The sequence below is a fragment of the Pseudomonas sp. FFPRI_1 genome (assembly GCF_055384485.1).
This window is the reverse complement of sequence record NZ_AP029168.1, coordinates 5987647-6001505: the sequence shown is the minus strand read 5'-3', so window position 1 is coordinate 6001505 and position 13859 is coordinate 5987647. Positions and strand designations below refer to the sequence as shown.

Below are 13859 nucleotides of genomic sequence, written 5' to 3'. Positions count from 1 at the left end.
TCAGGCCGGTGGCTGTTCCTTGTGCACGAAGTGGGCGTGCATCTCGCTGGTGAGGTTTTCGATGCGTTCCGTCAACTGCTTGGTCATTTCCGTCAGGCGAGTGTTCTGTTCCAGCAGTTCGAGCAGTTGGCTGGTGGTCTGGGCCGCCTGGGCCTGGCGCTCGCTGTTGGCGACGGCCAGGGCCTCACGGTGCTGTGCATCGGCGTCTGCCTGAGCCTTGTCTCGCGCAGCCTGGCGAGTCTGGGCCAGAAGAATCAGCGGCGCGGCGTAGGCTGACTGCAGGCTGAAGGCCAGGTTCAGCAGGATGAAGGGGTAGACGTCGAAGTGAGTCACCCCGGTCAGGTTCAGGGCGACCCAGACCAGTACGATCAGGGTCTGTGCGCCGAGAAAGGTTGGAGTGCCAAAGAACCGGGCAAAGGCCTCGGCCTTCAGGGCAAAGCTGTCGTTGCCAAAGGTCGGTGCCAGGTGGGCGTGGGCGCGGTGAAAGCGCAGATGGTCGATGACCGGAGTGGTTTTCTTCGAGGTGTCGCTGGAACTCATGATGGCCTCCGCCAGGCGCTTGGACGTCAGGCCACTATAGCTTCCAGGCTTTCGCCCGACGCCAATGTCGACGTCGGGAAAATGCTCCCTCAGAGTGCGCCGCGATCACTGGCGAACATGCTCACGGCCTGCACCGCCTCACTGGCACCGTCGCGAATCTGCAGGATTACCGTGCCCGCCTGGTCGGCCAGTTGCACACCCATGGCCGCGCGTTCGCGAGTACCGTCCATGCTCTTGATGGCCTGCAGGGTCTCGGTCTGGATCATCTCGATCATGCTGGATATTTCCGCTGTCGAGCCGCTGGTGCGTGCCGCCAGCTGGCGCACTTCATCGGCCACTACGGCAAAGCCGCGGCCCTGCTCGCCGGCCCGGGCCGCTTCGATGGCCGCGTTGAGGGCCAGCAGGTTGGTCTGGTCGGCAATTGCACGAATGGTGTTGACGATGGCGGTGATCTGCTCGGATCGCTCGCCGAGCCGGGCAATCAGCGACGAGGAGTCCTCGATGTTGCTGGCGATCTGGCGCATTTCGCTGGCGGCCTGCTGGATCACCCCGGTGCCTTGCTCGGCGACTTTACGGGTCTGGACCGAGATGTGATAAGCCTGGCTCGCGCTCTGGGCGTCCTGCTCGTGTTTTTCCACTTGCGAGGTGACATCGGCGGCGTACTTGACCACTTTGCACAGGCGCCCGCTGGCGTCGTACACCGGGTTGTAGTTGGCCTCCAGCCACAGCGTGCGGCCATGCTTGTCGACTCGCTCGAACTGGCCGTTGAAGAACTCGCCCTTGTTCAAGCGATTCCAGAAATCCTGGTAGGCGCTGCTGTTGGCCTGCTCGGGTTTGCAGAACATCCGGTGATGCTTGCCCTTGATCTCGGCAAGGCTGTAGCCCATGCGGCTGAGGAAGTTCGAGTTGGCACTGATGATGCTGCCGTCGAGGTTGAACTCGATCACCGCCATGGCCCGGTCGATGGCCTCCAGCTTGCTTCTGGCCTCCACTTCCTCCTGCACCCTGGCGGTGACGTCGAGGGCGTACTTGACCACTTTGTACACGGCACCGGACTCGTCACGGATAGGGTTGTAGCTGGCTTCCAGCCACAGGCTCTGGCCATTGCTGCCGATGCGCTCGAAGGTGCCCGATTCGAACTGGCCGCTTTTCAGGCGTGCCCACAACTGCTGGTAGTCGCTGCTGCGGGCATAGTCTGCGGTGCAGAACAAACGGTGGGACTGGCCAAGCACCTGCTCTTCGCGATAGCCCATGGTCTTGAGAAAGTTGTCGTTGGCTCGCAGCACGCAGCCCTGCAGGTCGAACTCGATCACCGCCATGGAGCGGTCGATGGCGTCCAGAAGGCGGGATTGTTCGGCGATGGTCTTTTGCTGGGAATCGATGGTTTTGTTATGGCGGTTGAATAGCATGTTGGCTGGTGCCCTATGGGAGAAACGTCGCGTCGATCCCTATTGAGTGCGCCGGTATGCCGAATGCTCCCGGCATTCGGCACTATCTGCTCAATGTCAGCGTTCCATGACTGACAGATAAATCCGCAGTGGTGAGGCGGCCAACGCTTCGGGCGAGCGTCAGTGGCCGTATCAACAGGAGACGTGGCAACTGCGAATCGATTTAGTTGGGTTGATTGGCTTCGACGGCAGCGTGGCCCGGGGTGCTTTTGCGCTGCGCCGAAGTGGCGGCATTATGATGTCAACTACGAAAACAAAGCCAAATAAACTTGTACAAAAATGTTTTTTACTTCCTTTTTGTATAAGTTTTTTGGTTCCTTATGCCATTTGCGTTCGTGAAACACGAAGTGGCCCATCGTTGCTGGCGATCCGATTGCGCCCGGTGTTTTTTGCCTGGTACAGGGCCTGGTCGGCGGCGTCGAGCCAGCTTGACGGTTCCTGGTAGACCGGGTCGAAAGTGGCCAGGCCGATGCTCAGGCTGGCTTTCAGTTCAGGTACCTGCGGGTGGCGATACTGGCTGAAAACTCGACGCAGGCGCTCCATGACGTCCAGCGCCTGTTGCGGGTTCATGCGCGGCAGGATCACGCAGAATTCGTCGCCACCGTAGCGGCCAGCGAGGTCATCGTGGCGCAGGTTGCGGCGCAATTCATTGCTCAGGTGGCGCAGTACCGCATCGCCGATGATGTGTCCGTAGGTGTCGTTGATCGCCTTGAAGTGATCGATATCGATCAGGGCGACGCAGGCCTCCATTTGCCGCTGCTGGCACTTGTGGAACTTGATGTGCAGCAGGTCTTTCCAGGAACCGTGGTTGAGCAGGCCGGTGAGGCTGTCGGTGCGGCTCAGGGCGCTCAGGGCTCGCTTGTGTTCGGACAGCTTGATCGCCAGTCGATAGCAGACCATGCCCACCGCCAGTGGGTAGAGGGTCAGCATCGGCAGGCAGGCATAGATCTGCAGCGCGCTGATCTGGGTGTTGAAGTGCGCTCCGAACAGCAGCCATGAGGCCAGTATCCCGATGCCTTGGGCAAGGCTGCCGCGAATGAACAGGCGCAAGCCGCCCGCCGCCACGTTGTTCATGGCCATCATCGACAGGATGGTGACCGCCGGCAGGGGATTGAACTGCAAGGTAGCGGCCCAGAACCCGCCCAGCATCGAGTCGTACAGCAGATTGCGGCGTTCTGCCTGGTAGGGAAAGGCCGAGCGGGTGGACAGCTGATAGGCCAGATGGGGCCAGAGCAGACCGTGGAACAGCAGCAAGGCCCAGGTCCAGCCTGGCAGTGCGAGGGGATAGAGTGCGGCGAAGACACTGATACCGCCGATACCCAGGCCGATGATCCTTGGCCAATAAATGCGTCGGGCAAATGACAGCCCTTTGCCGCGTTGGTTTTCCATAAATTCCTGCACCAGGTTCTGTACTGAAACACCTTGTGGTGTTTTTACGGCTCGGCCGTTTATCGGATCAGTCTGGTGAATATTGTCATTTATTCCAGTGAGAATAATCACTGGCCTTCGAAGCCATTTCACAGTGGCCGAAAGCGCCGGACCGGTGGCTCGAGGAATCTGCCAGGCTGGTGGCCAGCCAGGCCGGTGCGGGCTCAAGCCTGGTAGTGGGGGAGGAACATGTCCAGAGCCGATTCGATGACCCGGATCTGCATGTCCGGTTCCAGAGGCGGTTGACCCAGGGTGATCTGTGGCCAGAAGGCAAAGCCCTTGAGCAGTCCGTGCATCTGTTGGGCCGCGAACTCCGGGTCCACCGGCTTGAGGCGCCCATCGGCCTGGGCCGCGCGAATCCACAGGATCAGCCCTTCTTCCCGTTCGCCCAGGCGCGCCACCATGTTCTGCGCGCGCTCCGGCGAGTGGATGGCTGCTGCGATGGCGACTCGCGCCAGGTCGAGGAAGTTGTCATCGGCAAGCAGTTGCAACTTGGCCCCGAGCACCTTGCCCAGTTGTTCGCGCAGGGGCAGGTCGCTGCGGTAGACGATGTCTGGCTGAGCACTGATGCTGGCCCAGAGCTTGTGCAGGATTTCGGCGAACAGCTCTTCTTTGCTGGGGAAGTGGTTGTACACGGTGCGCTTGGAAACCCCGGCCGTGGCGGCAATCTTGTCCATGCTGGTGACTTCGAAACCACTGCTGCGGAATTCGTTGATCGCCGCCTGGATGATGGCGTGGCGCTTGCGGTCGGTGAGGCGCTTCGGAGCTGTCATAAGTTGGGTTCGGTGAGGGTGGGCGGTGAAAACACTCGGCAGTCTACTTCGTCTTAATTCTGTTGCAATGTAGAAACTACACTGTGTAGTGTAGTTCATCTTGAAAACGACGATTGGCGGCTGATGCTTGCGTGCCTTGGCCAATAGATCTTCTTGCAGAACAACCTAGGAACCTTGCCGCGTTCCATGGAGTCATTTCAGTCATGGCCACTATTTCGTCCCGAGCCGCCCAGGCTCCCCGCCCGCAAACCTCTCGCCAGGAGCAGGGGGCCTACCGCAATCATGCACCGGTGAGTCGTGCAGGTTTTGGCAAGACCCTGCGGATCTTCTGGAACATGCTGTTCCACAAACCACGCAATACCCGTCCGGCGGGCGCCATCCCGGTGCAGCCGCTGACGCGCGAGCAGTTGCTGGCGGCTCCCAATCACAGTGTCTTCCGCCTGGGGCATTCCACGGTGTTGCTGAAGATGCGCGACAAGTTCTGGATCACCGACCCGGTATTTGCCGAACGTGCGTCGCCGGTGCAGTGGGCCGGGCCGAAACGCTTTCATCAGCCGCCCATCAGTCTGCAAGCACTGCCGGAGATCGAGGCGGTGATCCTGTCCCATGATCATTACGATCATCTGGACCACCAGACGGTGCTGACCCTGGCCAACAAGACTCGGCACTTCCTGACCCCTCTGGGGGTGGGAGATACCCTGATCAAGTGGGGGGTGCCGGCAGCCAAGGTCCGGCAACTGGATTGGTGGCAAGGCTGTGAAGTCGAAGGCGTCTGTTTTGTCGCCACGCCGTCGCAGCATTTCTCCGGGCGCGGCCTGTTCGATGGCAACCACACCCTGTGGGCGTCCTGGGTCATGATCGATGGGCCGACACGGATCTTCTTCAGTGGCGATACCGGTTATTTCGATGGTTTCAAACGCATTGGCCAGCAATACGGGCCGTTTGACCTGACCCTGATGGAAACCGGTGCCTACAACGTCGAGTGGCCCCATGTGCACATGCAGCCGGAGCAAACCCTGCAGGCCCATATCGACCTGCAAGGCCGCTGGCTGCTGCCGATCCACAACGGTACCTTCGACCTGGCGATGCACGCCTGGCATGAACCCTTCGACCGCATCCTGGCCCTGGCCTGGGAGCGCAGCATCAACATCACCACGCCGCAGATGGGAGAGGCCTTCAGCCTGGCACAGCCTCAGCGGGGAGGGGCCTGGTGGCTGGAGGTCGAGGGGGCACTGGAGCAGGCGGGCGTCGAGTCCGCTTGATCCTGCTTGCAAGCTTGTGCTCTGGGCAAGGATCGGCCAAGGCTGTAGAAGTCTGATGGACGTTCTCTGCCACGGAGCTGCCTCATGGCCAACAGAGTTCATATCTTCGGTGCCTCCGGGTCTGGAACCACGACCCTGGGCCGGGCGCTAGCCGAGCACTTGCGTTGTCGGCACTTTGATTCCGACGATTTCTACTGGCAACCCAGCGCCCAGCCCTTCAGTTGCCGGCGGCCCCGGGATGAACGGGTCCACAGGTTGCAGACCCAGGTGCTGGTGGAGCCGGACTGGGTGTTGTCCGGCTCTCTCTGTGGCTGGGGAGACCTGCTGATTCCCAGCTTTACCCTGGCAGTCTTGGTGCAGCTGGACCCTGAGGTCCGTTTGCAACGCTTGCGTGCGCGTGAGTTTCAGCGTTACGGCGCGCAGATCTTCGAAGGCGGCGAGCGGTTTGCCGCGACCCAGGCTTTCCTCGACTGGGCGGCAGGTTACGACGCCGGGGGCCATGGGACTCGCAGCCTGCGTCGCCATGAAACCTGGATCAAGAGCCTGGTTTGCCCGGTCATCCGCCTGGATTCGACCGACCTTGGTGTGCGGGCCCTGCGTGAGCAACTGCTCAAGGCGCTGGATCACTCGAGCATGGCGTAGTCGGGGCGCTCCATAGGGTTGGGGGTGGCGCCCTTGATGTTCATGCCCCGGCCAGGCGTGAAGCCGGGGAAGAACACCAGGCCCCGGGCTTCAAGACAGAATGCCAGGGCCAGTCGGGTGACATCGCGGACCTCGTAACCGGCCTCGAAGCGCTGGATGGCTTGCACCGAGACCGCCGACTCGCGGGACAGTTGGTCCATGTCCCAGCCCAGCATGTCGCGGGCCTGGCTACAGTGCTGCGGGGTGAACTGATAGAGGGCGATACGTTCCAGGGTGATTTTCATCGCTAGAGACGCCATGGTTTTCTCCGGGAGGGTGGGCAATGCAATGGGTTTGTACTGGTTATTTGTACAGTTGTTTGCGTCCCGGATCAAACTCATTTTTTGCCTTTGCGGGGGCCTTTGGTCACAAGGTTTTGCCCCGGCCAGGGTCCGCCTGACTCAAGTAGGTACTGGGGGAATGCCCCAGCACGCGACGAAACATGGTGGAGAATGCCCCGGGGCTGTCATAGCCGAAGTCCAGGGCGATTCGTGTCACCGGTTCCGCCGCCGCCAGCCGCGCCAGAGCCAGGATCACGCAGGCCTGTTGTCGCCATTCAATGAAACTCATACCCGTGTGCTGGCGAAACCAGCGGTTGAAGGTGCGCACACTGATGTGCAGCCGGTCTGCCCAAACTTCGGGGGACTGGTGGATATTCGGTCGTGCGAGAAAGGCCTGGCACAGCTCCAGCAGGGGGCCGGCAGCAGGCAAGGGAATGTGCAGCGGCAACGGGGTGCTGCGCTGCAGTTCGTGCAGCAGCAACGCCACCAAAACCCCGTCGCGCCCGTCCTGATCGTATTCCAGAGGCATCTCTACCGCCTCCAGAAGCAGTTGGCGCAGCAACGGCGAGACGTTGATGACCCGGCACTGGCTGCTGTCCAGAGGCGCTGCGAGAGGCTCGATGTACAGGCTGCGGGTGCTGACCCCGAGCATCAGTACCTCATGCTCCACCCCGGGCGGGATCCAGACCGCACGTTGTGGCGGCACCACCCAGTTGCCCTGATCGGTGCCCACTTGCATGACGCCGGTGGCGCCATACAGTAACTGCGCCCGTCGGTGGCGATGGCGTGGCAGGCGCTGCCCGTCGGCATAGTCGGTGCCGATGGCCAGCACCGGGCGCGGAGTCTGGTCCAGGTGTTCGATGGAGATATTACGCATGCCGACAGGGCTCCTATCTGGCGTAAACGCAAACATTATTGGCTAACTTGCTGAAGTCGGCCAAGTGCGGGCGTTCTATTGTGGGCAACCTTTTCCCCGACGGACGCTGCTCGATGTTCTATCTGCTGCTGGCTCTCTTTGGTTGCATGACCGGTATTAGCGCCGTGCTGTTCGGTTTTGGCGGCGGCTTCGTGGTGGTGCCCTTGCTGTACTGGATGCTGCTGGGCAGCCAGGGTGCTGATTCGGCAGCGGGACAGTCGGCGATGCACATCGCGGTAGCCACCTCGACGTGCGTGATGATCGTCAATGCCCTGGTCGCCAGCCGTCGGCACCAGCGTGCGGGTAATCTCATTCGTCACTACCTGTGGCCACTGGGCGGTTACATCGGCCTGGGAGCAATGCTCGGCGCGGCGGTGGCTATGTGGGTCAGTGGTGAGGTCATCCGCCATGCCTTTATCGCCTACCTGGGGGTCACCATTGTCGATTGCCTGTTGCGTCGTGGCTTTCTTGAGCAGCCTGAAGGGCGGACGGCGCGTCGCCTGGGGGCCCGGGAAACCTGCTTGGGGGGTACAGGCATAGGCTTGGTCGCCACCTTTCTCGGCGTGGGTGGCAGCGTCATGACCGTCCCGTTACTGCGCCGCTGTGGCCTGAGCATGACCCAGGCCACCTCCATGGCCAATCCCTTGAGCGTGCCGGTGGCCCTGGCGGGAACTGCCACCTACATGGCCCTGGCGAGTTTCAGTCGATTCGATCTGGGGCCCTGGTTCATCGGTTACGTCGACCTGCTGGCGTTCTCGCTGCTGACCCTCGGCTCGTTGCTGGGCATACGCCTGGCCACGCCCTGGATCGGCCGTATTCCTGACCGCGTGCATGCTCGGGTTTACGTCGGCCTGTTGTTGATGGTGCTGCTGTCGATGTGCCTGAAATGATAGGGGCGTCACGGTGGGCGGCTCGATTGTCGCGGATCTGCGGTTCATAATTGTCCAGTGCTTGCGCAAGGCCCTGGCTTCGCTGGCGGCGGTGCCGACTTTTCAGTCAAGGGAGTTTCCATGTTCAAAGGATTGATGCGCCAGATCGTCGGCGTCCTGCTGTTCTCGGCCCTGCTGTCGAGCGTACAGGCCTCGTCCTCGCAACAGGTCTTCAGCGGCACCCTGGGCAAGATGCCGATCGTGCTGGAGATCAGTCGCGGCGATGCCCAGCAGGTCACCGGCCGCTACTTCTATCGCAAGTATCACCGTGACCTGGCGCTCAACGGCCTGCGCCAGGGACAGTCGCTGGCGTTGCGTGAGGGGAACGAATCCTACGGCGAGCATCAGCCGCAGCTGCCCAGGTTCACCTTGCAGCAGACTGCCAATGGCTGGCAGGGCCAGTGGCAAAGCCCCAAGGGCAAGACCCTCGATGTCCAGCTGTCGCCGGCCCAGGCCGAGGCGCCCCAGCCTGATGCACCGCCATACCTGGTGCGGTTGTAGCAGAGCGACTTGTACGAATACCTGCGTTTGCAAGGCTTGCCCCTCAAGCCGGGCAAGCAGCAGAAGTTCATGGGTTACACCCTGCAATGGTGGACCGAACCCGAGTCCAAACTGTCGATGTTCAAGGTCACTGACGGCTACCCCGAGGCGCAACAGCAGCAGCTCAATCTACTGCTGATGGAGCGTTTGTGGGGAGACGTGACGGCCTACCACGAATGCATGCTGGGTGCGGGCTCTCAGGAAGGGGAGTTCATGCAGACAGTGAAGCCGCAGTTCTTCTCGTCGGCGGTACTCAGCGTCAATATTGCCACCAGCTATTCCTGTGGTGGTGCCCATCCGGACTTTGGTGATTCGCCGCTGAATATCGATGTGAACAGCGCTCACCCACTGTCCCTGACCGATGTGCTGTGGGTCGGGCAGGGCAAGCCGATAGTGCACAGCGACCGTACCACCCAGGGCGACCCAAGCCTCACCGAGGCCGAGCGCAAAGCCCTCTTCGCCTACAACCGGGAACAGTTGTCGCCATGGCTGGTCGAGCAATTTACGGCCCTGTATCCCAATGAGATGCGCGAGCCGGCCAGCCCGGAGGATGGTTGCAACTACAGCGACGAAAACGTCTGGGGCGATAACAGTTGGTACTTCACCCCCAAGGGGCTTTTCATCAAGGCTTACTTCCCTCGAGTGGAAAGGGCTTGCGACGGCCCGGACTGGGCACTGCTGCCTTATTCCATCATCAGCAAACACCCCGGAGCCGTGGCCCTGGAGTTGCCCAAGCGCTGACGCCGATCACTGTGCATCGAGCCCTGGTGCTTCACGAATGATCAGGTGATCGAGGTTATCGATATTGGCGCTGAATACCCCGAAGGTGGCGTCGGGGTTTTTCTTGCTCGGTACCTGCTTGAGCGCCGGGGTGACGCCATAGAAGAAGCAGTACAGAGCCTTGTCGCTGTCGATGGCGTTCTTGATCTCCATCAGGAACGCCTTGTGCTTGCGGTAGTTCTCGATCAGCTTCTTGCTCAGGTAGACATTGACCGAATAGGGCTTCTTCCTGGATTCGCCGTCTGCCTTGAACCAGACCTTCTGTTCGAAATCGATACGAAAGCTTTGGGTGTAATCCTTGATCTCCTTGATCTTGCCCCAGTACACCAGCCCCTTGTTGTCCTGCAGGTACTCGATCTTCTTGAAGAACGAGGCATAGGACGCCGTGTGCTCGCCGATCTTCAGCGGCATGCGCTTGAGCAGTTCCTTGTCGTCGATATTCGACACAAAACATTCCACCGGATGGGCGAAGACGCTGGTCTTGTCCGGGGTGCTGTCGCGCCCCGCGTGGGGCCCATGAGTGCTGGGGGCGCCGATGGGCGGGGTGTCCCGCGGTGCGTCCGGCGCGTTTGTCGGGCTGGCGGGTTGGCGTACGTACTCGCGGCGGGTCAGCAGCAGTTCCGAAGGAAAGTGCTCCTCGCGATCATCCTCGGTCAACCTGCCTTCCGCGCTGCCGGGGCCTTTGCTGACGCCATAGGGGCAACCTTCTATATGAAGCGTCCCTGGCAGATTCTTGAAGTGCGGCGTACGGATGTAGTTGACGTTCTTGGCATTGAAGGTGCCCAGGCCATTGCTGGCAGTGAACGCCGCACGGCATTCATCGTTGGGGCACTGGAAGCTTTCCCTGGCTGAATCGAAGACCACCGTTTCATCGAAATTCAGATCCCGCACGTCATAGATCGACAGCTTGTCGTCGAGGCTGATGCAGTAGGCGGTATCGAATTTCATGGGGGCTTGGGTCCCTGAGCAGAGAAAGGGTCTTTATAGCGGTCGGCCTTGATGCCTGTACATATTATTTATGCAGGCCTGCCAGCTGCAGCCGCGCCTTGATCAAGGCAAGACTCCAGTCATTATTACTGTCCAAGGTATTTGTCGAGGGTAAGAAGTTCGTGGGGTTAGGTACTAATTCTTTAGGTTTTTACGAAATTTCTTACAGGCTTAATTAATATAACTCTCATGATTTAGATAGGAGTCCTACATAATCCCGAGGCTGAAAATACAGCCCCGTTTAACCCTGGAAATAATGGCAGAGAGCGTCATGCCACTGGCAAGGAGGGACAAGTAAGCTTTGCAGAAATGGCTGATAAAGAGGCACCGGAGTGATGAATAAAGTCCGGCGGGAATAGACGCCACGACTATTCCCCTCACTATAACGAGGACCTCGATATGCCTAGTGTGATGCGCTCAGTACTGTTGTTCATGGCCTTGTGTTGTTCAGGGCTGGTGCTGGCGGAGCCGGCAACGCTGCCTTATCTGCCGGCCGATCGGCTTCTGCTTGTCGACTACCTGCCGCCGCCACCGGCCGGTGATTCGCCACTTCAGCAGAGGGATCTGCAAGCGGTCCTGGCAGCCCAGGCGGTGCGCAGCAGCGAACAGGTACGCCAGGTTCAGCAGGATGACGAGTGGCAGGACAGCGTGTTTCATTTTGCCCGGGAAGCCCTTGGGGAAGGCTTCAGTGTCGAACGTCTGCCTTTGACCCAGGCCTTCTTTCGTCGGGCACAGGAAGATCTGGTGCAGTGCCTGATGCCGGCCAAGCGGGCTTATGGTCGTCCGCGTCCCTATGAGGCGTCGTCTCTGGTCAAGGCTGTATTGCCTCCCCCAGAGGGCGACTCCTACCCCAGTGGCCACTCGATGAATGGATACCTCAATGCAACCTTGCTTGGCATGGCCTTGCCGGAAAAACGCAGCGTCTTGTTCCAGCGTGCACAGGTCAATGCGCAGAGCCGGGTGATCGCCGGAGTCCATTTCCCCAGCGACCTGGAGGGTGGGCAAATAGGCGCGGCGGTGCTGGTGGCAAGGTTGCTTGCTGACCCGCAGGCTGCTCTGGATTTTGAACGGGTGAAGGCTGAGCTGCGCAGCAACCTTGTTGTGGCGCAGTGAACGGTTGCACGGGGTGGCCTGGGTCGGGATCTTCGGTTTTGTGCGTTCTGCCGAGTGACGACTACCTGAATGAGGCCAGCAAGGCCGGCTTGTCCCGAGAGCCGTTCGCGGCGTTTGCAGAACGACACAGGTGGGCGCCGTGCACGGTTGGCCTCAGGCCGCCTGGGGGAGGGGCATCTGAAGCCAGGAGACAAAAAGCTCCCTAGGCGCAAGGCAGGCTGCGGATGTTTCTTTCGTCCAATAAAAAGCCCTGACCAGGTCAGGGCTTTTTCAGCTGGTTCACCCATTCACTCATGAATGGGGAGTTCGCAGATCAATCCCAGCTCAGCGCACCGCCAGTCTGATACTCGATCACGCGGGTCTCGAAGAAGTTCTTCTCTTTCTTCAAGTCCATGATCTCGCTCATCCATGGGAACGGGTTGGTGGTGCCCGGGTACTCTTCCTTCAGGCCGATCTGCGACAGGCGACGGTTGGCGATGAACTTGAGGTAGTCCTCCATCATCGCGGCGTTCATGCCCAGTACACCGCGCGGCATGGTGTCGCGAGCGTATTCGATTTCCAGTTGAGTGCCCTGGAGGATCATCTGGGTCGCCTCTTCCTTCATCTCGGCATCCCACAGGTGCGGGTTTTCGATCTTGATCTGGTTGATCACGTCGATACCGAAGTTCAGGTGCATGGATTCGTCGCGCAGGATGTACTGGAACTGTTCGGCAACGCCGGTCATCTTGTTACGGCGGCCCATGGACAGGATCTGGGTGAAGCCGCAGTAGAAGAAGATGCCTTCCAGAACGCAGTAGTAGGCGATCAGGTTGCGCAGCAGTTCCTTGTCGGTGTCGACGGTGCCGGTTTCGAACTTCGGATCAGAGATCGAACGGGTGTACTTCAGGCCCCAGGCAGCTTTCTTCGCGACCGATGGAATCTCGTGGTACATGTTGAAGATCTCGCCTTCATCCATGGCCAGCGATTCGATGCAGTACTGGTAGGCGTGGGTGTGGATCGCCTCTTCGAACGCCTGGCGCAGGATGTACTGGCGGCATTCCGGGTTGGTGATCAGGCGGTACACGGCCAGTACCAGGTTGTTGGCAACCAGGGAGTCGGCGGTGGAGAAGAAGCCCAGGTTGCGCATGACGATGCGGCGCTCGTCGTCGGTCAGGCCTTCCGGGTTTTTCCAGAGGGCGATGTCGGCGGTCATGTTGACTTCTTGCGGCATCCAGTGGTTTGCGCAACCGTCGAGGTACTTCTGCCAGGCCCAGTCATACTTGAACGGCACCAGTTGGTTGAGGTCGGCGCGGCAGTTGATCATGCGCTTTTCATCAACCGCGACGCGGGCGGAAGAGCCTTCCAGCTCGGCCAGGCCTTCGGCGATGTCGAGCTGGTCCAGAGACGCCTTGGCGCGGGCCACGGCAGCGGAGTCGTTGGCGGTCACGGCGCGGGCTTCGAGAGCAGCGGCACCGCCGGCACTGTCGAGGCGGTCCATGTTGGCTTCAGAAGCGTGGCCGGCGTTGGCGCCCTTGACTGCAACTTCGCCTTCTTCTTTGTCGAATTCGTCCCAGCTCAGCATGACGTGTCGTCTCCTGCTTGAGGGCCAGATGCCCGTGTGAAAACTAAAGGGTTGGCTTTTCACACGGCGCTACCGGCCGCGTTAAATCATAAGAAATCGTTTGTTGCAGCAGTGAACGCAGGCAATAAACAGAAATTCGTGTCCGGGAGCCCTGCGGCTGCTGTCGGGCGGAGCTGAGGCTATCGGCTCCTGCGCGGAATTCAGCAGGTGGTTTGCATCCGGTAAGGGAATGTTGCAGGCCCGTTTTGAGGACGCATTATAAGGATATTTTCAGGGCCGTGGGGCGACCGATGGGCGCAGGCAGGCCCGAGAAGGGGAGGGACTGAGGGCAGAGCGCGGGTTTACAAGGCTTTGGCCGTCGAAGATTTTTTTTTGCCCTCGAAAAAAAATCCCAGAAATGGCCAAAAAATAGCCAATTTTACTAGATGTTGTGTTTTTGCAAGCGGTTTTCCTGTTTTTGACACAAGTCAAATCGGCCGAATTCGAGCCCTGGAATTGCCATGAAGCGTGCCCTAATGGGGGCGGGTTCGAGACAGGCGAGGTCGTTGCTGCTGATGCTCATGCAGGCGTCAGTTCGCTGCGTGGGCGCATCGAGGATCCGAGGAGTGAGTGCGTGCGAT

12 protein-coding genes and 1 pseudogene are annotated in these 13859 nt (G+C 60.1%); 5 read left to right on the top strand and 8 right to left on the bottom strand.

Annotated elements, in window-relative coordinates; all coding sequences use genetic code 11:
- From ACZ5BO_RS26665 to ACZ5BO_RS26650, 4 genes are all read right to left on the bottom strand, one after another.
- The gene (locus ACZ5BO_RS26665) at positions 1 to 540 is read right to left on the bottom strand and encodes a DUF1003 domain-containing protein (protein ID WP_025126925.1); all 540 of its coding nucleotides are present in this window, start codon (positions 538 to 540) and stop codon (positions 1 to 3) included.
- 89 nt (positions 541 to 629) lie between these two features.
- Entirely contained in the window at positions 630 to 1949 is a 1320-nt protein-coding gene (locus ACZ5BO_RS26660) for a methyl-accepting chemotaxis protein (RefSeq protein WP_464696990.1), read from the bottom strand.
- A gap of 357 nt (positions 1950 to 2306) precedes the next feature.
- Complete coding sequence (locus ACZ5BO_RS26655) at positions 2307 to 3377, bottom strand: diguanylate cyclase (RefSeq protein ID WP_464696989.1); 1071 nt, start codon at positions 3375 to 3377, stop codon at positions 2307 to 2309.
- Positions 3378 to 3580: 203 nt separating this feature from the next.
- Entirely contained in the window at positions 3581 to 4189 is a 609-nt protein-coding gene (locus tag ACZ5BO_RS26650) for a TetR/AcrR family transcriptional regulator (RefSeq protein WP_025126928.1), read from the bottom strand.
- A gap of 203 nt (positions 4190 to 4392) precedes the next feature.
- Between ACZ5BO_RS26650 and ACZ5BO_RS26645 the strand changes: the two genes are divergently transcribed.
- A complete protein-coding gene (locus ACZ5BO_RS26645) occupies positions 4393 to 5451 on the top strand; it encodes an MBL fold metallo-hydrolase (RefSeq protein WP_025126929.1) in 1059 nt (352 codons plus the stop codon).
- An 84-nt stretch (positions 5452 to 5535) separates the two neighbouring features.
- The gene (locus ACZ5BO_RS26640; RefSeq protein ID WP_464696988.1) at positions 5536 to 6093 is read left to right on the top strand and encodes an AAA family ATPase; all 558 of its coding nucleotides are present in this window, start codon (positions 5536 to 5538) and stop codon (positions 6091 to 6093) included.
- On the opposite strand, the gene ACZ5BO_RS26635 is transcribed toward ACZ5BO_RS26640, so the two are convergent.
- Together ACZ5BO_RS26635 and ACZ5BO_RS26630 are read right to left on the bottom strand one after the other, a co-directional pair.
- On the bottom strand, positions 6075 to 6392 hold the full coding sequence (locus ACZ5BO_RS26635) for an XRE family transcriptional regulator (protein ID WP_464696987.1): 318 nt from the start codon (positions 6390 to 6392) through the stop codon (positions 6075 to 6077). The genes ACZ5BO_RS26640 and ACZ5BO_RS26635 overlap by 19 nt on opposite strands.
- Before the next feature lie 106 nt (positions 6393 to 6498).
- Positions 6499 to 7290, bottom strand: a complete 792-nt coding sequence (locus tag ACZ5BO_RS26630) for an AraC family transcriptional regulator (RefSeq protein ID WP_464696986.1) — start codon at positions 7288 to 7290, stop codon at positions 6499 to 6501.
- 113 nt (positions 7291 to 7403) lie between these two features.
- Between ACZ5BO_RS26630 and ACZ5BO_RS26625 the strand changes: the two genes are divergently transcribed.
- Together ACZ5BO_RS26625 and ACZ5BO_RS26620 are read left to right on the top strand one after the other, a co-directional pair.
- Positions 7404 to 8219, top strand: a complete 816-nt coding sequence (locus tag ACZ5BO_RS26625) for a sulfite exporter TauE/SafE family protein (RefSeq protein ID WP_464696985.1) — start codon at positions 7404 to 7406, stop codon at positions 8217 to 8219.
- A gap of 120 nt (positions 8220 to 8339) precedes the next feature.
- Positions 8340 to 9539, top strand: a pseudogene (locus ACZ5BO_RS26620) (hypothetical protein).
- Between the two features lie 6 nt (positions 9540 to 9545).
- Here the strand turns inward: ACZ5BO_RS26620 and ACZ5BO_RS26615 are convergent.
- Positions 9546 to 10526: a hypothetical protein gene (locus ACZ5BO_RS26615; protein WP_464696984.1), complete on the bottom strand. Its 981-nt coding sequence runs from the start codon at positions 10524 to 10526 to the stop codon at positions 9546 to 9548.
- Between the two features lie 438 nt (positions 10527 to 10964).
- Between ACZ5BO_RS26615 and ACZ5BO_RS26610 the strand changes: the two genes are divergently transcribed.
- Positions 10965 to 11678: an acid phosphatase gene (locus tag ACZ5BO_RS26610; RefSeq protein ID WP_464696983.1), complete on the top strand. Its 714-nt coding sequence runs from the start codon at positions 10965 to 10967 to the stop codon at positions 11676 to 11678.
- Positions 11679 to 11991: 313 nt separating this feature from the next.
- Here the strand turns inward: ACZ5BO_RS26610 and ACZ5BO_RS26605 are convergent, their stop codons facing one another.
- A complete protein-coding gene (locus ACZ5BO_RS26605) occupies positions 11992 to 13239 on the bottom strand; it encodes a ribonucleotide-diphosphate reductase subunit beta (protein WP_025126937.1) in 1248 nt (415 codons plus the stop codon).
- Positions 13240 to 13859 lie beyond the last annotated feature (620 nt).